This window comes from Actinomadura sp. NTSP31 (assembly GCF_041951385.1).
In the GTDB taxonomy this organism is placed as follows: domain Bacteria; phylum Actinomycetota; class Actinomycetes; order Streptosporangiales; family Streptosporangiaceae; genus Spirillospora; species Spirillospora napierensis.
In genome coordinates this window covers 1-24,216 of the sequence record NZ_JBGNUT010000056.1, presented here as the reverse complement: position 1 = coordinate 24,216, position 24,216 = coordinate 1, and the positions used below count along the sequence as shown (strand labels likewise).

General features: G+C 73.2%; 24 protein-coding genes. 23 read left to right on the top strand and 1 reads right to left on the bottom strand.

The annotated features are described in order from the left end of the window. Nucleotides 1-142 precede the first annotated feature (142 nt). From ACA514_RS47215 to ACA514_RS47105, 23 genes are all read left to right on the top strand, one after another. Nucleotides 143-1,672, top strand: a complete 1,530-nt coding sequence (locus ACA514_RS47215) for a pyridoxal phosphate-dependent decarboxylase family protein (RefSeq protein ID WP_375048080.1) — start codon at nt 143-145, stop codon at nt 1,670-1,672. A 73-nt stretch (nt 1,673-1,745) separates the two neighbouring features. After that, nucleotides 1,746-3,302 (top strand): hypothetical protein, encoded by a 1,557-nt coding sequence (locus tag ACA514_RS47210; protein WP_375048079.1) that lies wholly within the window; start codon nt 1,746-1,748, stop codon nt 3,300-3,302. Between the two features lie 68 nt (nt 3,303-3,370). After that, the gene (locus tag ACA514_RS47205; RefSeq protein ID WP_375048078.1) at nt 3,371-3,802 is read left to right on the top strand and encodes a hypothetical protein; all 432 of its coding nucleotides are present in this window, start codon (nt 3,371-3,373) and stop codon (nt 3,800-3,802) included. A 28-nt stretch (nt 3,803-3,830) separates the two neighbouring features. Next, a complete protein-coding gene (locus ACA514_RS47200) occupies nt 3,831-4,628 on the top strand; it encodes a hypothetical protein (protein ID WP_375048077.1) in 798 nt (265 codons plus the stop codon). Between the two features lie 31 nt (nt 4,629-4,659). Then, nucleotides 4,660-5,133 (top strand): hypothetical protein, encoded by a 474-nt coding sequence (locus tag ACA514_RS47195; protein WP_375048076.1) that lies wholly within the window; start codon nt 4,660-4,662, stop codon nt 5,131-5,133. After that, on the top strand, nt 5,130-5,678 hold the full coding sequence (locus ACA514_RS47190) for a hypothetical protein (protein WP_375048075.1): 549 nt from the start codon (nt 5,130-5,132) through the stop codon (nt 5,676-5,678). Before ACA514_RS47195 ends, ACA514_RS47190 begins: the two co-directional genes overlap by 4 nt. A 73-nt stretch (nt 5,679-5,751) precedes the next feature. Further along, complete coding sequence (locus tag ACA514_RS47185) at nt 5,752-6,150, top strand: rhodanese-like domain-containing protein (protein ID WP_375048073.1); 399 nt, start codon at nt 5,752-5,754, stop codon at nt 6,148-6,150. Nucleotides 6,151-6,222: 72 nt separating this feature from the next. Beyond that, entirely contained in the window at nt 6,223-7,008 is a 786-nt protein-coding gene (locus tag ACA514_RS47180; RefSeq protein WP_375048071.1) for a DeoR/GlpR family DNA-binding transcription regulator, read from the top strand. Between the two features lie 315 nt (nt 7,009-7,323). Next, on the top strand, nt 7,324-8,400 hold the full coding sequence (locus tag ACA514_RS47175) for a substrate-binding domain-containing protein (protein ID WP_375048070.1): 1,077 nt from the start codon (nt 7,324-7,326) through the stop codon (nt 8,398-8,400). A 53-nt stretch (nt 8,401-8,453) separates the two neighbouring features. Further along, nucleotides 8,454-9,371: an ATP-binding cassette domain-containing protein gene (locus ACA514_RS47170; protein WP_375048069.1), complete on the top strand. Its 918-nt coding sequence runs from the start codon at nt 8,454-8,456 to the stop codon at nt 9,369-9,371. Next, a complete protein-coding gene (locus tag ACA514_RS47165) occupies nt 9,364-10,608 on the top strand; it encodes a sugar ABC transporter permease (protein WP_375048068.1) in 1,245 nt (414 codons plus the stop codon). The genes ACA514_RS47170 and ACA514_RS47165 overlap by 8 nt, the downstream gene beginning before the upstream one ends. A gap of 31 nt (nt 10,609-10,639) precedes the next feature. Continuing rightward, the gene (locus ACA514_RS47160) at nt 10,640-12,151 is read left to right on the top strand and encodes an FGGY family carbohydrate kinase (RefSeq protein WP_375048067.1); all 1,512 of its coding nucleotides are present in this window, start codon (nt 10,640-10,642) and stop codon (nt 12,149-12,151) included. Further along, nucleotides 12,148-13,623 carry an FGGY-family carbohydrate kinase gene (locus ACA514_RS47155; protein ID WP_375048066.1) on the top strand — a complete coding sequence of 492 codons (1,476 nt, stop codon included), beginning with the start codon at nt 12,148-12,150 and terminating at the stop codon, nt 13,621-13,623. Before ACA514_RS47160 ends, ACA514_RS47155 begins: the two co-directional genes overlap by 4 nt. Further along, nucleotides 13,620-14,252, top strand: a complete 633-nt coding sequence (locus ACA514_RS47150) for a histidine phosphatase family protein (RefSeq protein WP_375048065.1) — start codon at nt 13,620-13,622, stop codon at nt 14,250-14,252. Before ACA514_RS47155 ends, ACA514_RS47150 begins: the two co-directional genes overlap by 4 nt. Continuing rightward, complete coding sequence (locus ACA514_RS47145; protein ID WP_375048064.1) at nt 14,249-15,301, top strand: 2-hydroxyacid dehydrogenase; 1,053 nt, start codon at nt 14,249-14,251, stop codon at nt 15,299-15,301. Before ACA514_RS47150 ends, ACA514_RS47145 begins: the two co-directional genes overlap by 4 nt. A gap of 80 nt (nt 15,302-15,381) precedes the next feature. Then, nucleotides 15,382-16,194 carry a hypothetical protein gene (locus tag ACA514_RS47140; RefSeq protein WP_375048063.1) on the top strand — a complete coding sequence of 271 codons (813 nt, stop codon included), beginning with the start codon at nt 15,382-15,384 and terminating at the stop codon, nt 16,192-16,194. A 387-nt stretch (nt 16,195-16,581) separates the two neighbouring features. Further along, nucleotides 16,582-17,304, top strand: a complete 723-nt coding sequence (locus ACA514_RS47135) for a hypothetical protein (RefSeq protein ID WP_375048061.1) — start codon at nt 16,582-16,584, stop codon at nt 17,302-17,304. Nucleotides 17,305-17,671: 367 nt separating this feature from the next. Continuing rightward, nucleotides 17,672-18,598, top strand: a complete 927-nt coding sequence (locus tag ACA514_RS47130; protein ID WP_375048060.1) for an NAD-dependent epimerase/dehydratase family protein — start codon at nt 17,672-17,674, stop codon at nt 18,596-18,598. Nucleotides 18,599-18,606: 8 nt separating this feature from the next. Continuing rightward, nucleotides 18,607-19,479, top strand: a complete 873-nt coding sequence (locus ACA514_RS47125) for an RNA polymerase sigma-70 factor (protein WP_375048059.1) — start codon at nt 18,607-18,609, stop codon at nt 19,477-19,479. Nucleotides 19,480-19,522: 43 nt separating this feature from the next. Continuing rightward, entirely contained in the window at nt 19,523-20,014 is a 492-nt protein-coding gene (locus ACA514_RS47120; protein ID WP_375048058.1) for a metallophosphoesterase family protein, read from the top strand. Nucleotides 20,015-20,063: 49 nt separating this feature from the next. Continuing rightward, a complete protein-coding gene (locus tag ACA514_RS47115; RefSeq protein ID WP_375048057.1) occupies nt 20,064-20,597 on the top strand; it encodes a DUF1877 family protein in 534 nt (177 codons plus the stop codon). 42 nt (nt 20,598-20,639) lie between these two features. After that, nucleotides 20,640-21,488: a crotonase/enoyl-CoA hydratase family protein gene (locus ACA514_RS47110; protein WP_375048056.1), complete on the top strand. Its 849-nt coding sequence runs from the start codon at nt 20,640-20,642 to the stop codon at nt 21,486-21,488. A gap of 119 nt (nt 21,489-21,607) precedes the next feature. Then, nucleotides 21,608-22,993: a nucleobase:cation symporter-2 family protein gene (locus tag ACA514_RS47105; protein WP_375048055.1), complete on the top strand. Its 1,386-nt coding sequence runs from the start codon at nt 21,608-21,610 to the stop codon at nt 22,991-22,993. Between the two features lie 51 nt (nt 22,994-23,044). Here the strand turns inward: ACA514_RS47105 and ACA514_RS47100 are convergent, their stop codons facing one another. Then, nucleotides 23,045-23,887 carry a patatin-like phospholipase family protein gene (locus ACA514_RS47100; protein WP_375048054.1) on the bottom strand — a complete coding sequence of 281 codons (843 nt, stop codon included), beginning with the start codon at nt 23,885-23,887 and terminating at the stop codon, nt 23,045-23,047. Nucleotides 23,888-24,216: the final 329 nt, after the last annotated feature.

The following is a 24,216-nucleotide window of genomic DNA, read 5'->3' as shown; positions in this document are numbered from 1 at the left end:
TTGATCAAGCAGTTCGGCGACCAAAGGAGGCGGTGTCCCGACGGTTAGCACTACGTGCCCTTGTTGCACACGTTGAATTCTGCCTAGACTCGCCCCTGTCAGGTGAGTTTGCTAAGTGGTCAGGAAATTGGAGGGCGACAACGTGACCGACGTGTCGGAAGAATGCCCACCGTCTTTTCCGCACTGGACGGAGGCGAACGAGTCGCTGATCGCCGCGTTCGATCCGGCGCTCTTCCGAAGGAATTCCGAGGCGGTCGCCGCGCGGCTGGAAGCACATTTGGCCGATCTGACGGTCCGCGGCCTGGACCTGTCCGACCCCGGCGCGCTGTCGCGGGCCGCGCGGGCGCTCATGACCACCGAGCGCGAGACCATCGCCGACTTCGACGACAAGCGGCTCGCCGCGATCGTCGACCTCTACGTCCGCACCGGAATCCAGGTGCACTCGCCGGGCTACCTGGGCCGGCAGTTCTCCGGCACCGTCCCGCTGGCCGGCGTGATCGACTTCGTCGGCTCGGTCGTCAACCAGCCGTCGTCCTACTACGAGGCCGGCCAGCTGCCGATCACCGCCGAGCGGATCATGGCCGACGAGCTCAACCGCTTCATCGGCTGGGAGCCGGGCCGGTTCGCGATGGTCACCACGTCCGGCGGCTCGCTGGCCAACCTCACCGCGCTGCTGGCCGCCCGCAACCGCGCCTGCCCCGGCATCTGGGCGCGCGGCGAGCACCGCGGCCGGGGCCGCCCGGCGATCGCCGTCGGCGAGGACGTGCACTACAGCGTGACCCGCGCGGCCGGCATCCTCGGCATCGGCGAGTCCCGGATCGTCCGCCTCCCGCTGGACCGGCGCGGCCGGATCGCCGCCCGCCGGGTGCCCGCCGTGCTCGCCGCCGCCGAGCGCCGCGGCCTGGAGGTGTTCTGCATGGTGGCGTCGGCCGGCACCACCGCGCTCGGCGCCTTCGACCCGATCGACGAGCTGGCCGGCATCGCCGCCGGGCGCGGCATCTGGCTGCACGTCGACGGCGCGCACGGCGCCAGCCTCCTGGTCTCCGACGCGCTGCGGCACCGGCTGCGCGGCATCGAGAAGGCCGACTCGCTGACCTGGGACGCGCACAAGCTGATGTTCGTCCCGGCGCCCTGCACGATGCTGTTCTACCGGAACGCGCAGGACGCGCCCGGCGCCTTCCGGCGCCGCGTCGCCAGCTACGTCTTCGACGAGGAACCGGACGCGCACTGCGAGTTCGACAGCGGCGACAAGAACGTCGAATGCACGAAGCGCCCGATGATCATGCCGTTGTGGACGCTCTGGGCGATGTACGGGCCCGCGCTGTTCGCCGAGAAGATCGAGCATTTGTGCCGCACCACGAATGAGGCCTATCGCGTCCTTGCCGAAGAACCCGACTTCGAGACCCTGCACCAGCCGGAAGCCAACATTCTCTGTTTCCGCTACCGCCCGCAAGAAATCGGCGAGGACCGCGTCCACCGCCTCCAACTGCGGATCAGGAAACAGGTCAGGCTGGCCGGCCGGTTCTTCATTTCCAAGGTGAACGTGCGGGGCGTCGCCGCCCTGCGCGTCGTCCTGATGAACCACCAGGTGAGCGCCGAGCATTTCCGGATGCTCCTCACCGAGATCAGGACCACCGGCGAGCGCCTGCTCCGCGACGACGACCTCGCCTGACGGCCCCGCCGCCCCGCAAGGCGCGCGCCCCAAGAACCCCCGCACCACGAAACCGTGACGAACAGGAGAGCCTATGACCTCGATGATCCTCGCGCCCCCCGGACGATCACCCGGAGACGGCGCGGAACTGGCCGCGCGGCTGATCCCCGAGGAGGAGATGCGGCCCTGGTCGGTGGACGACGTCCCGGCGCTGCCCTCCTTCGCGGGCAAGATGCGCGAATGCGAGCGGATCTGCGGCGTCCCCTACAGCGAGACCCCGCACGAGATCCAGGACGCCCTGGTGCTGCGCCGCCTCGGCCAGATGATCAACACGGTGCTGCTCAACCCGCTGTGGCGGGAGCGGCTCGCCGCCTCCGGCGTCACCGGCCCGCCCGCCACCTACGAGGAGTGGGAGCGGGTGCCGCTGTCGGACAAGACCGTCCAGCGCGACATGTTCATGGGCGCGCGCCCCGGCATGGTCGTGCCGCTCGGGCACGGCGGGTTCGAGGTGGTCGCCAGCGGCGGCACCAGCGACGGGCTGCCGCTGGAGATCGTCTACTCGCTGCGCGAGCTGCACGACACCTACCGGATCGCGGGCGCCTTCATGGGCACCTACCAGCTCCGCGACCACCTGGCCGGCGGCGACCCCAAGTGGCTGTTCACCAACCTCGCCGACTACCAGATGTGGAGCAGCGGGACGATGGTCGGCGGCGTCCTGCAGCAGGTCCCCGGCGTCAACTACATCGGCGCCGGGCCCGTCACCGCGCCGGTGCTGGAGCACATGTTCTCCTACCCGGGCCCCAAGGCGATGATGGGGATCTCGGCGGGCATCGCGATCCTCGGCGACCTCGGCGCCGGGCTGAGCCGGGAGGCGCGGGAGAGCTTCCGCGTCGCGATGTACGGCAGCGGCGTGCTGCCGCACCGCAAGCGCGCCGAGCTGCGCGCGGTCTACCCCAACGTCGCCATCCTCAGCTACTTCGCCGCCACCCAGGCCGAGACCATCGGGCTCCAGCTCGACGACGACTCGCCCTGGCTGGCCGCGGTGCCGGGCCTGCACCTGGTCGAGATCGTCGACGAGGCGGGCCGCGCCGTCGCCGAGGGCGAGGAGGGCGAGCTGGTCGTCACCCGGCTGCACGCCCACGAGGCGCCGCTGCCGCGCCTCAAGCTCGGCGACCGGATGGTCCGCCGGCCCGCCCTCGACGGGCCCGGCCTGAAGACCGGCCGGTTCGAGTTCGCCGGCCGCACCGGCGACGTCCTGCACATCAACGACAGCCAGTACTCGGCGGCGCTCGCCTACGCCGCCGTCCGCGACGACCTGCGCGAGGCCACCGGCGTCGACCTGGACGCCGCCGCCCACGACCTCCAGTTCGTCAACCACCGCGAACACAAGACCATCACGCTGCTCGCCGCGGTCGACGACCCCGACGGGCTGACGCACGCGGTGACCACCGCGCTCGGCCCGGCCGGCGTCCAGCGGGTGGTCGCCGGCGCGCTGCCCCGCTCCCTGTCGCTGTTCAACGACCGGGAGGCCACCCGGGCGGCGGTCGAGCGCACCGGCTACCGCTTCCACCTCGCGTTCGTGCACCGGTCGTCCCCCGAGATCGAGCGGACGGCCGTCGGCAAGGTCCCCCTGGTCCGCGACCGGGGGTGATCCGACGCCGCCCGCCCGCCCGCACCGCGGCGCGGCGGCGCCAGGCAACGGTCACCGAAAGGACGGGAATGAAAGAGAAGGTCAACATCATCGCGCTCGTCGACGTCGTCGGCGCGCTCTCCGACAGGACCCTGCACGACGGGAACCTGTCCCTGATGGACGACGGGTCGCTCGACAGCGCGGGGCAGGGGACGCCCGACCTGTGCACCGTCGTCGCGCCCGGCCAGGTCGTCCAGTGGACCGCCGTGGCCGTGGACGTGCAGACCCCGGTGGAGATCAGGAGCATCACCTTCCTCGAGGCCGGCGGCCCGCCCGGTGCCGCCGGAGCGCCCCCGGACGGGGACGGGGAGAGGGAGAACCTGGACCTCAAGGTGTGGAGCGGCATCGTCCCCGCCTACCTGATCCCGGGCGCGCGTTACCGGTACCGGCTCGAGCTGCAGATGCACGAGGGCCCCAACAGCGTGCTGAACGTCGACTCGCCCGCGCTGATGTGCGCGTGATCCCACCTCCGACAGGGAAGGCGAACCCATGGCACAACAGCAAGCGATCATCGTGATGGTGGACATCGCCAACGCGCTGCGGGAACGCGCACTGAAGGGCAACGTCTACCTCTTCGACAACATGAAGTTCCTCGGGTCCACCGGGGACGGCACCGGCGAGCTGGTGACCGCCATCCTCGGCTCCTACTGGAGCGACGGGTCGCAGGGCACCGAGCAGGTGCTGAACTGGGCGCTGGCGAGCCTCGGCTCCATCCCGCCGACGGTCCCGCGCAGCTACCACGCCGACCGGGCGCAGGAGATCGACCGGCAGGCGCTGGAGGAGCTCGCGGGGGTCAGCGACCGCGCTGCGGACCCGTCCGTCGACACCTCCGCCGAGCTGGCGGCGCTGCGCGGCCGGGTCGGCACGCACGCCCGGCGCCCGCGCGGCAGCCGCGGCCTGGCCAGCGCCAAGATCCTGGACGTCACCGGCAACGCGATCGCCGGCGACGCCACCGGCGCCTACAACTACCCGCCGCCGATCATCACGAACATCAGCGGGCAGGCGGTGGACGAGAAGATCATCTACCCGGCGCAGTACCAGTCGCCCGACATGGTGTCGGACGGCTGGTACTGGTCGGCGACGGTGGACACCGCCCGGCCCGGGACCTACGCCTACACGATGGACGTCCAGCTCCACGAGCTGGTGACGCGCAACGGCGAGCCGGTGTGGGAGTCGGTGGACCTGACCTGCACCGCCGCCATCCGGGTCACGACCGAGCCCAAGCGCAACGCCTTCACCGGGGCGGGTCTCGGCCTGCTGCCCGTACCGGCCGTCCCCCCGTCCTAGCCCACGCCACCGCCCCGAAACGGAGGAGCGAATGCCCCCCAAGGCCAAGCCGCCGGAGCCGCGCGCGACCCGGCCCGTCTCGATCACCGCCGTGGTGGACCCGGTGGCCGTCCTCGCGACCGGCAGCCTGCACCACAACCTGTACCTGTACGACACCAACAAGACCGAGGGCTCCACCGGGTTCGGCACCGAGGAGCTCCGCACCCGCGTCCGGGCCGGCGACCAGCTGCTGTGGAACGTCGTCGTGCTGGAGTGCGAGACCTACGCCGCCCTCGACGAGATCGTGATCGACGAGAAGGTCTGCGAGCCGGAGCGCAAGGTCTACCCGGGCACCGACATCATCTACTGGACCGGCACCGTGAAGAAGACGATCACGGAGCCGGTGCCGTACCGGCTGAAGTTCCGGCTGGGCACCATCACCGAGCCGTTCAGCATCTCGACGCCGGCCCTCGTCGGCCAGACCTCCGCGCCCGCACCCGCCGGCGCGCCGAAGGGGGCCCGATGACCAGCCCGCAGAGCGTGAAGAAGGCCGAGGATCGCGGCCAGCTGAACTCGGTCCAGCTCAACATCGTGACCCTGGTGAACATGGAGCGGGCGACGGCGACCGGCTCGCTCGACGGCGCCCTGTTCATGATGGACAACAGCGTCGGCGGGGTCGGGCAGGGCACCGACCACCTGGAGACGATCTGCAAGCAGGGCCAGGTGATCAACTGGATCATCCGCCCGGTGGAGATGGAGAAGCGGCCGGACGGCACCTGGCCGCCGATGCCGAAGATCACCAACCTGGTCTTCCTGGACACCGAGAAGGGCGACGAGGAGGACGTCGCGGAACGGCGCATCACCACCGAGCTGAAGATCTACGGCGGGCCCGACCTCATGCGGTCGCCGTACACGCCCGTCTACTACTACTGGGCGGGCGCCGTGCAGAGCACCGCGCGGCCCGGCCTCTACCACTACCGGTTCGTCCTCGAACTGGAGAAGGACGGCTCGAAGGAGAAGCTCCACCTCAACACCAGGAACCACCCGTCGCTCCGCATCCTGGAGGTCTGACCTCCCGGGCCGCGCGGGCGGGTGCGCAATTGCCGAGTCGCTCAGTAGGAAATCTGATGACATTCTTGGGGGCATGCCTCGCACCATCGATGAGATCCTCGCCGCCGCCCGCGAGCGGCTGGAACGGCTCGCCCCCGGCGCGGCGCACGCCGCGGCCCGCGACGGCGCGGTGCTGGTGGACATCCGCCCGGCCGCGCAGCGGGCCGCGGAGGGGGAGATCCCCGGCGCGCTGATCGTCGAGCGCAACGTCCTGGAATGGCGGTTCGACCCGCGGTCGGACGCCCGGCTGCCGCAGGCCACCGGGCACGACGTGCGCGTCATCGTGTTCTGCTCGGAGGGGTACACCTCCAGCCTGGCCGCCGCGTCGCTGCACGACCTCGGCCTGACCCGCGCCACCGACGTCGTCGGAGGCTTCAAGGCGTGGCGCGCGGCGGGCCTGCCGGCCACGGCGGGGAGTGACAGCACGGGTTGAGCTCTTAACATCGGTGATGTTAACTTCCCCTCGACCCGCCGCGGCCGCGGCGTCCGGACGGAGGAGCCCAGCATGAGCAACCGGCAGCGGCGGGGGCCCGCGCAGCGCCAGGACGCGATCGCCGAGGCGGTGCTCGCGCAGGGCTCGGCGACGGCGGCGGAGCTGGTCGAGCGGTTCGGGGTCAGCCTGATGACCATCCACCGCGACCTGGACGAGCTGGAACGGCAGGGCATCGTCCGCAAGTACCGGGGCGGGGTCACCGCGCAGCGCTCGGGCGTCTTCGAGAGCAGCGTCGCCTACCGGAGCAAGTCGATGCGCGAGGAGAAGGAGGCGATCGCCGCCGCGGCGGCGGAGCTGGTCGAGCCCGGCATGGCGATCATGCTGGACGACTCGACCACCGCGCTCGCGCTCGCCCGCCGGATCAAGGACGCCGGCCCGCTGACGATCGTCACGAACTTCCTCGACTGCCTGAACCTGCTGGCCCCCGTGCAGGGCGTCCGGCTGATCGCGCTGGGCGGCGACTACGACCCGCTGCACAACTCGTTCATGGGCGTCTCGTGCGTCGAGGCGATCGAGGCGCTGCAGGTCGACATGTGCTTCGTGTCGACCTCGGCGGTGTCGGCCGGCAACGCCTGCCACCAGGAGCAGCGGGTCGTGGTGGTGAAGCGGGCCATGCTGCGCAGCGCCGTCCGCAACGTCCTGCTGGTGGACCACACCAAGCTGGGACGCACCGCGCTGCACCGCGTCGCGCCGCTCGGCGAGTTCGAGCGCGTCCTCACCGACGACGGCGCCTCCGCCGCCGCGCTCCGCGAACTCGACCGGCACAAGGTCGAGTACGGCGTCGCCGCGCGCGCCTGACGGCCGGCTCCGCCCCGGCCCGAGGGCCGGGCTCTGCGCGCGCCCATGTGATGGCCGATGTTAGAACGAACACCACGTCCACCCGTGCCGCCAAGAGGCCGTGCAGGGTCGATATTGACTTGTGACCTGCGCGTTCCAGCGGCAGGCCGGCGACCGGTTCGCGCTCGCGAATGTTAATTAACGCCGCAGTATTGACACTTCTAACGTTCCTAGTGTTACGTTCTCACCGCGACGGCCGGTGCGGCCCCGGCTCGGCCGGCCGCCGCGCTGGATCGGTCGCCCTTTCATCGCGGGCGCAGCACCGAGGAGACCTCAGTGAAGAAGCTTTCCCTCCGGACCGCCGCCGCGGCCGGCGCGGCCCTCGCCGTGCTCGCCCCCGCCGCGGCGTGCTCGTCCAAGAGCGCGGGCTCGACCGGCGGCGACGCGAAGAACGCCAAGATCGCGTTTCTCATGCCGGACATCGCCTCGACCCGCTACGAGCTGTACGACGCGCCGCTGTTCAAGGCGAAGATGAAGCAGCTGTGCGGCGGTTGCCAGGTGCTCTACCAGAACGCCGGGGCCGACGCCTCCAAGCAGCAGCAGCAGGCGAGCTCGGTGCTCGCGCAGGGCGCCAAGGCCATCGTGATCGACCCGGTCGACTCGGCCGCGGCCGCGTCCATCGTCCGGATGGCGCAGTCCCGCAAGGTCGCCGTGCTCGCCTACGACCGGCCGATCCCCGCCGCCAAGGCCGACTTCTACGTCTCCTTCGACAACGAGAAGATCGGCGCGATGATCGGCCAGTCGCTGGTCGACCACCTGAAGCAGGGCAAGGCGAAGGGCGGGATCCTGGAGGTCAACGGGTCGCCCACGGACGCCGCGGCGAACCTGATCAAGAAGGGCATCCACAGCGCGGTCGACCCGTCGGGGTTCAAGCTGCTCGCCGAGTACGACACCCCGGGCTGGGAGCCGGCCAAGGCGCAGGACTGGGTGAGCGGCCAGATCAGCAAGTTCGGCGGCCAGATCGCGGGCGTCGTCGCCGCCAACGACGGCACGGGCGGGGCCAGCGTGGCGGCGTTCAAGGCGGCCGGGAAGCCGGTCCCGCCGGTCACCGGCAACGACGCCGAGCTCGCCGCCGCGCAGCGGATCGTCAACGGCGACCAGTACAACACGATCTCCAAGCCCATCAAGATCGTCGCGGAGGCCGCGGCGCAGGCGGCGAACGAGCTGGTCAAGGGCGAGAAGCCGAAGGCGAACGCCACCCTGTTCAACACCCCGTCGCAGCTGTTCACCCCGACCGTGGTGACCCGGGACAACATCGCCACGGTGCTGCTCGGGCCGGGCGGGGCGCTCAAGGCCGCCCAGGTCTGCACGGCCGAGTACGCGGCCGGCTGCACCCAGCTCGGCATCAAGTAGCCGCCCGCGCGAGCGGCGGCAAGGCACCAGGCAACGATCCACGAAGGTCGGTCATGTCACCAACGCCCACCCCAACGGCCCCCGCCCCGGCCGCCGCGAAGGACGGCGCGCTGCTGTCGCTGCGCGGCATCAGCAAGTCCTTCGGCGCGGTCGCCGCCCTCACCGGCGTCGACCTGGACGTCGCGGCGGGAGAGGTCGTCGCCCTCGTCGGCGACAACGGCGCCGGCAAGTCCACGCTGGTGAAGGTCCTGTCGGGCGTGCACCCGGCGGACGCGGGGACCATCACCTTCCAGTCCCGGGAGGTGGCGGTGCCGAGCCCGGCCGCGGCCCAGCAGCTCGGCATCGCGACCGTCTTCCAGGACCTCGCGCTCTGCGAGAACCTGAACGTCATCGAGAACCTGTTCCTCGGCCGCGAGCTGCGGGCGCTGCGGCTGGACGAGGTGGCGATGGAGGTCCGCTCCCGGGAGCTGCTGCGCCAGCTGTCGGCGAAGATCCCGTCGGTGGAGGCGCCGGTCGCGGCGCTGTCGGGCGGGCAGCGGCAGACGGTGGCGATCGCCCGGTCGCTGCTCGGCGACCCGAAGGTCATCATCCTGGACGAGCCGACCGCCGCGCTCGGCGTCGCGCAGACCGCCGAGGTGCTGAACCTGATCGAGCGGCTCCGCGAGCGCGGCCTCGGCGTCATCATGATCAGCCACAACATGGCGGACGTGAAGGCGGTCGCGGACCGCGTCGCGGTGCTGCGGCTCGGCCGCAACAACGGCGTGTTCGACGCGGAGACGACCTCGGCCGAGGAACTGGTCGCGGCGATCACCGGCGCGAGCGACAACGTCGTCAGCCGCCGCTCGAAGCGCACCCGCCCGGCCGGCGCCGAGCCCGGCGCCGAATCGGGCGCCGAATCAGACGGGGCGCCCGCCGGGTCCGGCGAGCCCGCCGAACCGATCGCGATGACGAAGGGGGACGGCGATGAGTGACGTCACCACGGCGCCGCCGGTGGAGCAGGCGCCGGCGGAGGAACCGCGGGACCGGGGCCTGCGCGCCACCCTCACCGGCATGGCCGACCGGGTGCGCGGCGGCGACCTCGGCGTGTGGCCGGTCGTCGCGGGCCTGGTGGTCATCTGGACCGTCATGCAGGCCATGAACTCGGTGTTCCTGTCCAGCGCGAACCTGGTGAACCTGGCGATGGAGTGCGCGCCGGTCGGGGTGATCGCGCTCGGCGTGGTGTTCATGCTGCTCGTCGGGCAGATCGACCTGTCGGTCGGCTCCGTCAGCGGGCTCAGCGCGGCCGTCACCGCGGTGCTGTTCGTCGACCAGGGGATGCCCGCGGTGGTCGCGATCGTCGCGGCGGCGGCGGCGGGCTGCCTGATCGGCTGGTTCTACGCGCAGGTGTTCAACCGGCTCGGCGTGCCGAGCTTCGTCATCACCCTCGCCGGCCTGCTCGGCTTCCTCGGCCTGCAACTGTGGATCCTCGGCGCCAAGGGCTCGATCAACCTGCCGTTCGACTCGTGGCTGGTGACGTTCGCGCAGCTCGACTTCGTTCCGCCGTGGCTGGCGTACGTGCTGGTCGCCGCGGGCGCCGCCGCGCTGTACTGGACGGGCCACGCGCGGGCGGTGGCGCGCCGCAAGGCCGGCCTGCCCGCCACCACCGAGCAGACGCTGCTGCTGCGCAGCGCGGTCCTGCTGGTGGGCCTCGCGGTCGCCGTCTGGTACCTCAGCCGGGACCGGGGCGTCGGCTGGATGTTCGTGCTGTTCCTCGGCCTCGTGCTGGCGATGCACTACGTCCTGTCCCGGACGAAGTACGGCAAGTCGGTGTACGCGGTGGGCGGGAACGTCGAGGCGGCCCGCCGCGCCGGCATCAACGTCAAGGCGGTCTACACGTCGGCGTTCGTGGTGTGCACGACGCTCGCCGCCGTCGGCGGGATCCTCGCGGCGGCCCGGCTGGCGGCGGCGAACCAGAGCAGCGGCGGCGGCGACGTGAACCTGAACGCGATCGCGGCGGCCGTCATCGGCGGGACGAGCCTGTTCGGCGGGCGCGGCAACGCGTTCGCCGCGCTGCTCGGCATCGTCGTGATCCAGTCGATCTCCAGCGGCCTGACGCTGCTGAACCTCGACTCGTCCTACCGGTTCATGGTCACCGGCGCGGTGCTGCTGCTGGCCGTGGCGCTGGACTCGGTCGCCCGCCGGTCGCGGCGGACGCACGGCCGCGCCTGACCCCCTGTTTCCGCACCTCACGGGAGAGCTGATGGCGGTCGTCTGCGTCGACGCGGGCACCACGATGATCAAGGCGGTCGGGTACGCCGAGGACGGCACGGAGCTGGCCGTCGTCCGCCGGCCCACCGCGGTGTCCCGGCCCGCGCCCGGCCGGGCCGAGCAGGACATGGGCGAGGTCTGGGACGCGGTCGCGGGCGCGGTGCGCGAGGCCGCCGCCCAGGTCGCCGCGGTGGGCGCCGGCGTCGACCTGCTCGCGCTCACCGCGCAGGGCGACGGCTGCTGGCTCGTCGACTCCACCGGGGCGCCGACCGGCCCGGCGATCCTGTGGAACGACGGCCGCGCCGCCGCGATCGTCGGGGAGTGGGCGCGCGCGGGCGTCATCGCCGAGGCGTTCCGCGCGAACGGGTCGCTGCCGTTCCCCGGGCTGCCCAACGCGATCCTCACCTGGCTGCGCGAGCACGACCCGGACCGGCTCGCCCGGTCCGCGGCGGCCCTGACCTGCGGCGGCTGGATCTTCGCGCGGCTCACCGGGCGGATCGCGGTGGACTCCTCGGACGCCTCGGCGCCGTTCATGGACGTCCGCGAGCGCGCCATCTCCCGCGACCTGCTGCGCCTCTACGGCATGGAGTGGGCGTCGGCGCTGCTCCCGGATCTGCTCGGCGACGACGAGCGGGCCGCCCCGCTGACGCCGGACGCGGCGGTCGCGCTCGGCCTGCCCACGGGAATCCCGGTCGTCCTCGCGCCCTACGACATCGCCTCCACCGCGATCGGCGCGGGCGCGGTCGGCACCGGGCAGGCGTGCACGATCCTCGGCACGACGCTGTGCACCGAGATGGTCGTGGACGAGCCGCGCCTGGACGGCGAGCCGTCCGGGTTCACGGTGGCGATGGGCCTGCCGGACCGGTGGCTGCGGGCGTTCCCGACCCTCGCGGGCGGCCAGGTGGTCGACTGGGCCCGCCGGATGCTCGGCCTCGGCGACGACCCGTCCGCGCTGTCCGCGCTGGCGGCGCAGTCTCCGCCCGGTGCCGGCGGCCTGGTCTTCCTTCCCTACCTGTCGCCCGCCGGGGAACGCGCCCCGTTCCTGGACCCGCGGGCGCGCGGCGCCTTCCACGGGCTCACCGTCGAGCACGAACGCGCCGACCTGGCCCGGGCCGTCCTGGAAGGGCTCAGCCTGGTCGTCCGGGACTGCCTGGAGGCGGCCGGGACGCGCCCGACCGAACTGCGGGTCAACGGCGGCGGCTCGGCGAGCCCGTTCTGGCTCGGCATGCTCGCCGACGTCACCGGCGTCCCGGTCGTCCGGTCCGCCGACACCGAGGCGGGCGCGCGCGGCGCGTTCATCGTCGGGCTGCTGGCCACCGGCCGCGCCGGGGACGCCCGCGACGCCGTCGACCGGTACGTCCACCCGGGCGAGGTCTACGAACCCGATCCCGCGCGGGCCGCGCACTACGCACAGACGTACCGGGACTTCCTGGACATCCGGCAGGCCACCGCGCCGGCCTGGCCCACGCTCGCCGCCATGCGCGAGCGCGGGGGGGACCGGTGACCCGCGAGCCCGTCTGGGTCGGCGTCGACCTCGGGACGCAGAGCGTCCGCGCCCTGGCCGTCACCGCGACCGGCCAGGTCGCGGGCAGCGGGACGTCCCCGCTGTCGGGCCGGCGCGACGGCCCGCGCCACGAGCAGGACCCGGAACAGTGGTGGACGGCCGTCGCCGCGGCCTGCCGCGAGGCGCTGCGCGACGTCCCGGCGGGCGCGGTGCAGGCCGTCGCGGTGGACGGCACGTCCGGCACCGTCCTGCTGACCGACCGCGACGGACGGCCCCTGACCCCGGCGCTCATGTACGACGACACCCGCGCCGCCGGCGCGGTGGAGAAGATCAACGAAGCCGGCGGCGAGGTGTGGCGCCGGCTCGGCTACCAGCGCATGCAGCCCGCCTGGGCGCTGCCCAAGCTGCTGTGGCTGCTGGAGCACGGCCCGGCCCTGCCGGACGGGGCGCGCCTGGCGCACCAGGCCGACTTCGTGAACCGGCGGCTGACCGGGCGTCCCGTCGCCGCCGACCTCAGCAACGCCCTGAAGACCGGCGCCGACCTCGTCGCCGAGGCCTGGCCGCTGGACGTCCTCGACGCGCTCGGCGTCCCGGCCGGCCTGCTCCCCGAGCTGGAACGTTCCGGCACCCCGCTCGGCGCCGTCCGCGCCGAGGCCGCCGCCGCGACCGGCCTGCCGGAGGGGACGCCCGTGGTCGCGGGCGCGACCGACGGGTGCGCCGCCCAGCTCGGCAGCGGCCGCCTCACCGCCGGCTCGTGGAACTCCGTCCTCGGCACGACCCTCGTGCTCAAGGGCGTCACCGACGACCTCGTCCAGGACCCGTTCGGCGTCGTGTACTCCCACAAGGCGCCGGACGGGCGGTGGCTCCCCGGCGGCGCGTCCAGCACCGGCGCGGGCGCCCTCACCCGCGACTTCCCGGGCCGCGACCTCGCCGGCCTCGACCGCCGCGCCGCGGCCCGCGAGCCCGCGACCGCGCTGACCTACCCGCTCGTCGGGGCGGGGGAGCGGTTCCCGTTCGTCGCGCCCGATGCCCGCGGGTTCACCCTCGGCGCGACCGGCGACGAGGCCGACGCCTACGCCGCCGTCCTGCAGGGGGTCGCCTTCATCGAACGGCTCTGCTTCGACCACCTCGACCTGCTCGGCGCCCCGACCGGCGGCGACCTCACCCTCACCGGCGGCGCCGCGAAGTCGCGGTACTGGTGCCGGCTGCGCGCCGACGTCCTCGGCAGGCCGGTCGTCCTGCCGCGCCAGGCCGAGCCCGCGCTCGGCGCCGCCGTCCTCGCCGCGTCGCCGGGCCGCGACGTCGCGGACGTCGCCGCGTCGATGGTCGCCGTCGCGGCCACCGTCGACCCGAGCCCGGCGAACGCCGGCCGATTCGACGACGCCTACCTGCGCATGGTCGACGAACTGGAAGGACGCGGATGGCTCCCCGCCCCGACCGCCGCCCACGCGCGGACGAGGACGGCCCGATGACGCGGCTCGTCCTGGTCCGCCACGGCGAGACCGAATGGCACGCCGAGAACCGCTACGCCGGCGTCAGCGACGTCGCGCTGACACCGCGCGGCCTGGAGCAGGCACGGCTGCTCGGCGCGTGGGCGCGCACGGCCCGCCCCGACGCGGTCTGGTGCTCGGACCTGAGCCGCGCCCGCATCACCGCCGAGCCGGCCGCCAAGGCGATCGGCGCGGACCCCGCCGCCGACGCGCGGCTGCGCGAACTCGACTTCGGGCGCGCCGAGGGCCTCACCCGCGAGGAGATGGCCCGCGCGTTCCCCGACGCGCTGCGCGCCTTCCACGCCGACCCCGTCGCGGGCCACCTGCCCGGCGGCGAGGACCCGGTGGCCGCGGCCGGCCGCTTCACCGCCTGCCTGCACGACATCGCCGGACGGCATCCCGGCGGCCGCGTCCTGGTCGTCGCGCACTCCACCGCCCTCCGGCTCGCCCTGTGCCGGCTGCTGGGGCTGCCGCTCAAGGACTACCGGCGGCGGTTCCCGTCGCTGGGCAACTGCGCACTGACCGAGATCCGGCTCCGGGACGGCGAGGCCGCCCTCCTGGAGTTCAACACCGCGATCGAAGGATCGCTCGTTCCCTGGAGCCTGCAATGACGACCCGCGTCCTCGCGGCCGGTGACCTGTTCGTCCGCAACCGCCTGTTCATCGACGCGCTGCGCGCCGCCGCCCCCGGCGACCTGGAGTTCGCCGAGCTCACGCTGCCGTGGCCGGTCGAGCCGTTCGGGCGGGTCGCCGAGGTGGACGAGGCGTCCGGCACCGAGGAGCGGCTCATCGAGGCGCTGCGCGGCGCCCGCGTCTGCGTCACCCAGATGGCGCCGCTCACCCGCCGCGTCCTGGAGGCGTGCCCGGACCTGGAGCTGTTCGGCATCAGCCGGGGCGGGCCAGTCAACGCCAACCTCGACGCGGCCACCGAGCACGGCGTCGCCGTCTGCTACGCGCCCGGACGCAACGCCGGCGCCACCGCCGAGCACACCCTCGGGCTGATCCTCGCGGCCGTCCGCCGGATCCCGCAGACCCACGCCGACCTGGTCGCCGGCCAGTGGCGCGGCGACTACTACCGCTACGACGACGTCGGCGTCGAGCTGCTCGGCAGCACCGTCGGCCTGGTCGGCTGCGGCGCGGTCGGACGCCGCGTCGCCCGGATGCTGGCCGCGCTCGGCGCGAACGTCCTCGTCCACGACCCGTATCTGGACGACCTCGGCGACCTCGCCGACATCGCGGAACTGGTGCCGCTGGACGACCTGCTGGCGCGCGCGCAGATCGTCTCCCTGCACGCCCGCGCCACCCCGCAGACCACCGGGATGATCGGCGCCGCGCAGATCGCCGCGATGGCGCCCGGCTCGATCATCGTCAACTGCGCGCGCGGATCGCTGCTGGACTACGAGGCCGCGTGCGACGCGGTGGAGTCCGGGCACCTGTTCGCCGCCGCGTTCGACGTCTTCCCCGAGGAGCCGATCCCGGCCGGTTCCCGGCTGCTGACCACGCCGAACATCATCGTCACCCCGCACCTGGCGGGCGCCAGCAAGCAGACCGCCGCCAACGCGGCCCGCATCATCGCCGAGGACGTCGGCCGCCACCTGCGCGGCGAACCCCTCCTGCACTGCGCCAACCCCGGCGTCCTCGACCTGCCGCGACCGGCCTGACCCCGCCGCCGGCCCGGCCGCCCCCGGCCCCGGCGCCGCTCCCGAGACTCCCCGCGCAACCCCCACCACGAGGAGGCACGATGCACGCATCACCACCCCCCGCCGCGACGCCGCTCACCCGCCGCGCGGCGCTCGGCTTCGCGGGCGCCGCCGCACTCGCCGGCGCCGCCGCGCTGGCCGGTTCGGCCCGTCCGGCCGCCGCGGCCGAACGCTCCTTCACCTTCGACCTGGTCTTCGACGTCCCCGACACCGGCAACATGCAGGGCCTGGCCTACCGGCGCGGCCGCTTCTTCGTCGGCTTCGACGTGGGCGGCGGCCAGGGCGTCATCCGCGAGTACCGTCCCGACGGCACCAAGGTCAAGGAGAGCGCGCCGCTCGACGTCGGGCACGCCGCCGAGGTCAGCGTCCGCGTCCGCGACGGCCTGCTCTACGTCGCGACCGGCGGCGGCACCAACCCCACCAAGGTGAACGTCGTCGACTGGACGGGCGAGCCGCGCATCGTCCGCACCATCGACTTCGGCTCCCTCGGAAATTCCGGGCTGGTCGCGGTGGACAACGAACGCGACGGGCTGCTCGTCCACGCCGGGCCGGGCGACAACGGCCCGTTCGTCTTCGCCTTCACCGACCTGGACGGGAATGTCCGCTCGACGTTCCCGCTCGGCTACCAGGGCGTTCCGCAGGGCCTGGAAATGTCCGGCGACAAGGTCCTCTACTACACCAACAACACGATCACCGTCCTGGACCGGTCCGGCACGATCCTGGAGGCGATCACGATCCCGCTGACGGGCGAGAGCGAGGGCCTCGCCGTCGCGCCGGCGGGCCGCGGGTCCCGCGTGTTCGTCGGCTACAACAAGCCCAACCGCGTCTACGCGATGAAGCCCGTGTTCCGCTGACAGACCAGGCGCGCGGCCGGGTCCGTCCGTACCTCCCAGCCCGGCCGCGCGCCTTCCCCGCGGAGATTCCGCAGGTGCGGGAAATCTTTCCCCCATGCGATCGTTCCAATTCCGGCGGTATTTGTAAGATGAGGCGACAAGGCGCGTTCGCCGCAGGCGTCGATGCGGCCGATACACGGTCAGATTAGTGATCATCTTTCTCGCTTTATCGGAATCCGATGAAATGCGAGCGTCTTTCTGATCCGCTCTTTGCTTTCCGGGATCACTCGGGTATGAACGCATTGTGTTCGGCGCGGTCATGGCGGGCGTCCGCCGGCCGCGCCCAGGGGGCCGCGCGCGGGCGACCCCGCGCGCGGAGGCAGGAAACCCTCTCCGAGGAGGAACCCCGTGAAAGCTCCCGCCCGACCCGTCCCGCTCGCCCGGCTCGCCGTCCCGGCGGCCGCCGCGTGCGCCGCGCTCGCGCTGGCGGCCGGCCCCGCGTCCGCCGCCACCACCACGATCCGCCAGGACACCGCCACCGGCGCGCCCTACGCCGGGAACTGGCAGATCGCCACCGTCGGCACGCTGAACTTCTCCACCACCTTCCTGGGCATGAACGTCACCGGCACCTGCGACAGCGCGCAGATGCGGGGCACGACCACCTCCGCGGGCGCCGGTGAGCTGACCGCCGCCTCCATCGGCGCGTGCCACACCTCCAACGGGTTCAGCTCGCCCGCCACCGACCTCGACCTGGGCGGCGTCTCCGACCGCGGCGGGCAGATCACCTACGACCCCGTGCAGGGCGGGCGCGACGGTGCCATCGCCATCGGCGGCGACCTGCGGATCACCCTGAAGGGCCAGGTGCTCGGCATCACCGTCACCTGCATCTACGGCTTCCGCACCGGCGGCGCCGACGGGCTGACCTTCGACGTCTACAACCGCGACAACCCGAACCGTCCGCTGCCCGACGACGACCTGCAGGGCAAGTCCGACGCCATCCAGCTCGTCCGCGAGTCCGGCAGCAGCGGGGTCTGCCCGTCCAGCGGCACCGGCAGCGGCGCCGCCATCGGCCGCGGCGAGAGCACCGCCGGCTCCGGGGTCTTCGACCGCAAGCTCTACCTGACCTCGTAGCCGGGCAGGGGTAGCGGCCGGGCCCCGGGGCCGGTGCAAGGGAGTGGTCTTCCACCTCGGCGCCCGGCCGCCCCCTGATCCTCGCGGTGCTGGGTCGCCGTGTCGGAGCGGCCGGGGGCGTACGGCCGGATCCTGCGGACGATTCGCGAGGACCTCGAGCCTAACCCCGCAGGTCAGCAGGGGATAATGACACAGCGCTTACAGTTGTTTCCCACCTGTGTCCAGATCCCGGGGTGGCTAAATCACCCGTTTCCGGTCATGTGCCCTGAATCACATCCGGGACTGTCACGCCCGGCGCGCCCGCCCCGTCCTGATGCCGTAACCGACATACTCCCGGCCCGCGCCGGGACGGACATCAGGAGCCGTCATGCGAGTTCTCGTCGCCGGATCCACCGGAGTCATCGGCGCCCGGCTGATGCCGCTGCTGGAGGCCGTCGGACACGAGGCGATCGGGCTGTCCCGCTCCGGCCGCGGCCCCGGCCGCACCCTCGCCGCCGACGCGCTCGACCGGGACGCGCTGTCCCGCGCCGTCCGCGAGGCCGCGCCCGACACCGTCGTCAACCTGCTCACCGCCATCCCGGCCGCACCCGACCCCAAGCACCTGGCCCGCGACTTCGCGCTCACCAACCGGCTGCGCACCGAGGGCACCCGCAACCTCTACGCCGCCGCCCGGAAGGCCGGCGCCGCCCGCGTCGTCGCCCAGGGCCTCGCCTACGCCTACCAGCCTGCGGACGGCCTCGCCGACGAGGACGCCCCGCTGTGGACCGAGCACACCCCCAAGCAGTTCGCGCCCGTCCTGTCCGCCCTCATCGACCTCGAGACGACGACCGCCGACGCGGACGGCCTCGTCCTGCGGTTCGGGCACCTGTACGGGCCCGGCTCCGCCTACGCGCCCGACGGATCGTTCACCGCCCAGGTCCGCGCCGGGAAGGTGCCCGTGGTCGGCGGCGGCCGCTCCGTCCTGTCGTTCACCCACGCCGACGACGCCGCCACCGCCATCGTCGCCGCGCTCGACAAGGACCTCACCGGCGTCCTCAACGTCGTCGACGACACGCCCGTCCCGATGGCGGACTTCCTCACCGGCTACGCCCGGATGCTGGACGCGCCCGCACCCCGGCACGTCCCCGCCGCGCTCGCCCGGCTCGCCGTCGGAGGCTGGGGCGTGGCGTTCATGAACGGGCTGCGCGGCGCCGACAACGCCCGCGCCCGGCTCCGCCTCGACTGGCGGCCGCGCCACCCGAGCTGGGTGCACGGCATCGAGGCCGGCGGCACCGCCTCCCGCGACGCGGCATGATCGTCCGCATGGAACCGCGGGGAGGCGCCGCCGGCGCGTTCGAGGAGCACCGCCCGCTGCTGCTCGGGCTCGCCTACCGGCTGCTCGGCAGCATGTGGGACGCCGAGGACGTCGTCCAGGAGGCGTACCTGCGGTGGACCAGGACCGACCCCGCCGAGGTCGAGACGCCCCGCGCCTACCTCGTGACGATCGTGTCGCGGCTCGCCCTGGACCAGCTCCGCTCCGCCCGCGTCACCCGCGAGGCCTACACCGGGCCCTGGCTGCCCGAACCGGTGTCCGCCGCCGCGTTCGGGCCGCTGGAGACCGCCGAGATGACCGACACCCTCGCCTACGCCACCCTGCACCTGATGGAACGGCTCTCCCCGCCCGAACGGGCCGTGTTCGTGCTGCGGGAGGCGTTCGAACTGCCCTACGAGGAGATCGCCGGCATCGTCGGCGTCCCCACCGCGACGTGCCGCCAGCACCACCGCCGCGCGGCGGCGCGGCTCGCGGAGGGCCGCGACAGGTTCCGGCCGTCCACCGCCGACCACACCGAGCTGCTCGGCCGGTTCCTCGACGCGGCCCGCGGCGGCGACCTCGCCGCCCTCACCGACCTGCTCGCCGAGGACGTGGTGGCCTGGAACGACGGCGGCGGCAAGGTCCGCGCCGCGCTGCGCCCCGTCCGGGGACGCGCCGCCGTCGCCGCGTTCATCGCCGGCCTCGGCTCCCGCTACGGCCTCGGCGAGGTCCGGATCGTCGAGGCCAACGGCGCGCCCGCGCTCTGGACGCACATCGACGGGCACGAGCAGCTGGCGGCGTTCGACATCCGCGACGGCCGCGTCCACGGGCTGTTCGCCGTCCTCAACCCCGACAAGCTCGACCGCGTCCGCCCCGCCTCCTGACCCCGGCGCGGGCCGCCGGCACCGGGCGTCGGACACTGGGGGCATGAGAGTCGTGGTCGTCTCCGACACCCACGCGCCCCGGCGCTGGAAGGCGTGCCCGCCGCGGGTGGCCGAGCACCTGCGCGGCGCCGACGCCATCCTGCACGCCGGGGACGTCTGCGTCGCTTCCGTCCTCGACGAACTCGCCCAGTACGCGCCCGTCCACGCCGTCCTCGGCAACAACGACGGCCCCGACGTCGCCGAATGGGGCGCCCCCGAGCGCCTCGAACTCGACCTCGGCGGCCTCGCCGTCGCGATGGTCCACGACAGCGGCCAGGCGCGCGGCCGCACGGCCCGGATGCGGCGCCGGTTCCCCGCCGCCGACCTCGTCGTGTTCGGGCACTCGCACATCCCGATGGACGAGACCGGCGACGGCGTCCGCATCTTCAACCCGGGGTCGCCCACCGACCGGCGCCGCCAGCCGCACGGCACCATCGGCCTGCTCGACATCGCGGACGGCCGGCTGACCGCCGCGGAAATCGTTCCCGTCACCTGATCACCGGCGGGCACAATGGCCCCATGGACGGTGACGGCCCGGTGGAGCCATGGGCCGCTGGATGACGATCGGCCAGCACTCCTGGAGCGAGGTCCACGCGCTCCTCGACCACCCCCATGGCCTGCCGGGCGGGCTGCGCCGCCTCCGCGACGCGTGGGGCGAGTCCCTCCGCACGCTGGAGTCCGCGCACACGACGCGCACCTGGGACGCCATCCACGTCCTGCTGACGGGACGCGAGAACGGCGCGGACGACAGGGGCGTGCCCCTCGGGCCCGCGCCCGCCCGCGACGTCGTCATGGGCGGGCTCGTCCTGACCGGCGGCTCGTCCCGCCTCGACGCGCCCCTGCTGCTGAGACCGGCGGAGGTGCGCGCCGTCGACGCCCACCTGCGCGGGATCGACCTGGACGCCCTCATCCGGGAGCGGCATCCGCTGCTGAAGGAGATCGGGCCGTACTCCTTCGGTGACGACGACGGAAGCGACATGGTCACCAACGGATCGCTCGCCCGCGACCTCGAGGTGCTCCGCGGCGTCTACGCGCGCGCCGCGGCCGGAGGCGACGCCGTCATCAAGGAGATCTTTTGAGACGATCGGCCTGCGAAGCCGCATCTGCGAAGGGATCCCGGCATGACCGACCGCGTGACCGTGCACGTCCACGAGGGAGTCGCCGACGTGCGGCTCAACCGCCCCGACAAGCTGAACGCCCTCGACCTCGCGACCTTCGAGGCCCTCGCCGAGACCGGCGACGCGCTCGCCGCCGACCCCTCCGTGCGGGCCGTCGTGCTGTCGGGGGAGGGCCGCGCGTTCTGCGCGGGCCTCGACTTCTCCAACTTCGCCGCGATGGCCGGGGACGGCCCGTCCGGCGGCACTGCCGGTTCCGGTCAGGGCCGGTCCAAGCGGCTGCTGTCCGACATCACCGACCGCGAACCCGGACGCATCACCAACCTCGGCCAGCAGGCCGTGCACACCTGGCGTGAGCTGCCGCAGCCGGTGGTCGCCGCCGTGCACGGGCACGCGCTCGGCGGCGGGCTGCAGATCGCGCTCGGCGCCGACATCCGCATCGTCGCGCCGGACGCGCGGCTGTCGGTGCTGGAGATCCGCTGGGGCCTGGTGCCGGACATGACCGGGACCGCCGCCCTGCTGCGCCTCGTCGGCGAGGACGTGGCCAAGGAGCTGACGTTCACCGGGCGCATGGTGTCCGGTGACGAGGCCGTCCGGCTCGGGCTGGCGACGCGCACCGCCGACGACCCGCGCGCGGCGGCGTTCGAGCTGGCCCGCCAGATCGCGGGCAGCAGCCCCGACGCGATCCGCGGCGCCAAGCGGCTGCTCAACCGCGCCGCCGAGGGCGGCGACCTCGCCGGGCAGTACCTGGAGGAGTCCCGCGAGCTCGGCGCGCTGCGCGGCTCGCCCAACCAGGCCGAGGCCGTCCGCGCCTACTTCGAGAAGCGCCCGCCCGCCTTCACCGACCCCGCCTAGCGCCGCCGCCGCGCCAGGGGTGGGGCCGGGCATCGGCGCCGGGGCCCGGCACCGGTATCTTCTGCCGTCGTGATCAGGGCTTCCACCTGGTCGGACCCACCCCCGGAAGGCAAGCAGGCATGCCCGAAGAAGGACCGCGCCGGCACCCCGTCGACGAGGTGCTCCCCGCCCCCAAACTCGCCCTCTACGGCGTCCAGCACGTCCTGGCGTTCTACGCCGGCGCCGTCGTCGTGCCGATCCTGGTCGCCGGCGCGATCGGGCTGTCCCCGCAGCAGCTCGTCTACCTGATCAACGCGGACCTGTTCACCTGCGGGATCGCGACCATCGTCCAGTCCCTCGGCATCTGGAAGATCGGCATCCGGCTGCCCATCGTGCAGGGCGTCACGTTCACCGCCGTCGCCCCGATGATCGCCATCGGGCAGGGCGCGCAGAACGCCACCGCAGGGCTCCTCGCGATCTACGGCGCCACCATCACCGCGGGCCTGGTCACCCTGGTCGCCGCCCCGTTCCTCGGCCGGGTGCTGCGGTTCTTCCCGCCGCTGGTCACCGGCACCGTCCTGACGATCATGGGCCTGGTGCTGCTGCCGAACGCGCTCACCGACGCCGCCGGCGGCGCCGCGGCGAAGGCCGCCGGCAAGGACTTCGGCAGCTGGAAGCACCTGGTCTACGCCGGCGGCACCCTGCTGTTCATCATCGTCCTCTACCGCCTGCGGCGCCCGTTCCTCAGCAGCATCGCCGTGCTGCTCGGCCTCGTCGGCGGGACGGTCGTCTCCTACGCGCTCGGCGACACCGCCTTCGACCAGGTCGGCGAGTCCGACTGGTTCGGCGTCACCACCCCGTTCCACTACGGCGCGCCCACGTTCCACATCGGCCCGATCATCGCGATGCTGCTGGTCATGATGGTCACCGTCGTGGAGACGGTCGGCGACTCCAAGGCCACCGGAGAGATCGTCGGCAAGGACGTCACCGACGCCGACATCACCCGCGCGCTGCGCGCCGACGGCCTGTCCACGTTCCTCGGCGGCTCCCTGAACGCCTTCCCCTACACCTGCTTCGCGCAGAACGTCGGACTCGTCCGGCTCACCGGGGTCCGCAGCCGGTTCGTGGTCGTCGCGGCCGGCGCCGTCATGATCGTCCTCGGGCTGTTCCCGAAGGCCGCCGCCTACGTCGCGTCCATCCCGCCGGACGTCCTCGGCGGCGCCGCCGTCGCGATGTTCGGGATGGTCGCCGTCGTCGGCATCCAGACCCTCGCCAAGGTCGACCTGCGCCAGGAGCGCAACGCCCTGGTCGTCGCCGTCAGCATCGCGCTCGCGCTGCTGCCCACCGTCGTCCCGCAGTTCGGCGAGAACATGCCCAAGGACGTCGCCGCGATCCTCAACAGCGGCATCACCGTGGGCAGCATCAGCGCCATCGTGCTGAACCTCGTGTTCAACGTCTTCACGCGCACGCCCCCGGAGGAGGCGGACGCCGCCGTCCCGCCCGCGGAACCCGCCACCACGTCCTGACCCGGCACGCGGGCCCGAGGCGGTGCGATCGCCCGCCGCGGGCCCGTCCGGTCAGTTCCAGAAGGCCGCGATGCCCGCGGCGATCGCCCTGCCCTGCGCGAGACCCGCCTCGGCCGACGGCGTCCGCGTCGCCGGGTCCAGCGGGTCGGCGCCGAAGGCCTGCTGGGACGCCTCGTCCGGACGGACCACCTCGACCCGTCCGCCCTGCCGCGTCACCGCCGCGATCTCGCCCTCCAGGTACGGGTCCTCCATCGGCGCGAACAGCAGTGCCCGCTCGTACCCGGCGGCCAGGCCCAGATTGTTGGCCGAGTACACGCCGCCGTCCACGTACCGGACGCCGTCGATCGTCACCGGCGGCCAGATCATCGGCACCGCGCAGCTCGCGGCGACCGCGTCCACCAGCCCCACCCCGGAATCGCGGTCCAGCACCCGAAGGTCACCGGTCAGCGCGTTCACGACCGTCACGAGCAGCCTGCGGTCCGGCCACTCGTGCGAGGGGAGCCGCTCCTCGATCACCGCGCGCCGCTCCGCCTCGGGCACCGTGTCGGCCGCGAGCGCCCGCGCCCCCAGCCCCGACCGCACCGCCGCCGGATCCCCCTGGTGCTCGTAGGCCAGCTGCATCCACGCATCCATGACCGCGCTCACCGACACGCCCACCGGCACCAGCTCCCGGTTCTGCAACGGGGGATCCGCCTGCCGGGCGTACAGCTCCTTCAACGGCCGCCCGCTCGCGACCTGAGCCGCCACCGCCGAGCCCGCCGAGGTCCCCACCAGCAGGTCGGCACCGGTCACGTCCGCGCCCTCCGCGGCGAGGCCGGCCAGCACGCCGTTCAGCCAGGCGATGCCGGCGACCCCTCCGCCGCCCAGCACCAGCGCGTGTCCCTTGTCGCTCATACCCGTCCCTTCGTCGGTGAAGGACAGAGCGCGGGACCACGAAGATCCATTCCCGGCCGACCCCCGTCCCGCCGCCTCTGCCGGGGCGGGGCGCCGCCCCGGCTCCGCGCGCCGATTTGACGAGGCCGCGCGGACCACGTACGTTAACCCCTCGTCCCCCTAACGGATGCAGGACGCCCGCGCGGCGGCCGGCCGACGGGGAAACCACCACTCAGCAGCCGACGCGGCTTCGCCGTGTCAGCCGTGCCGTGGTGGCGTCGGAGAAGGCCCGATTTTGCAAAACGAGCCGGATCTGATGAAATGGCGACACCGCCCGGAAGGGACGCGCA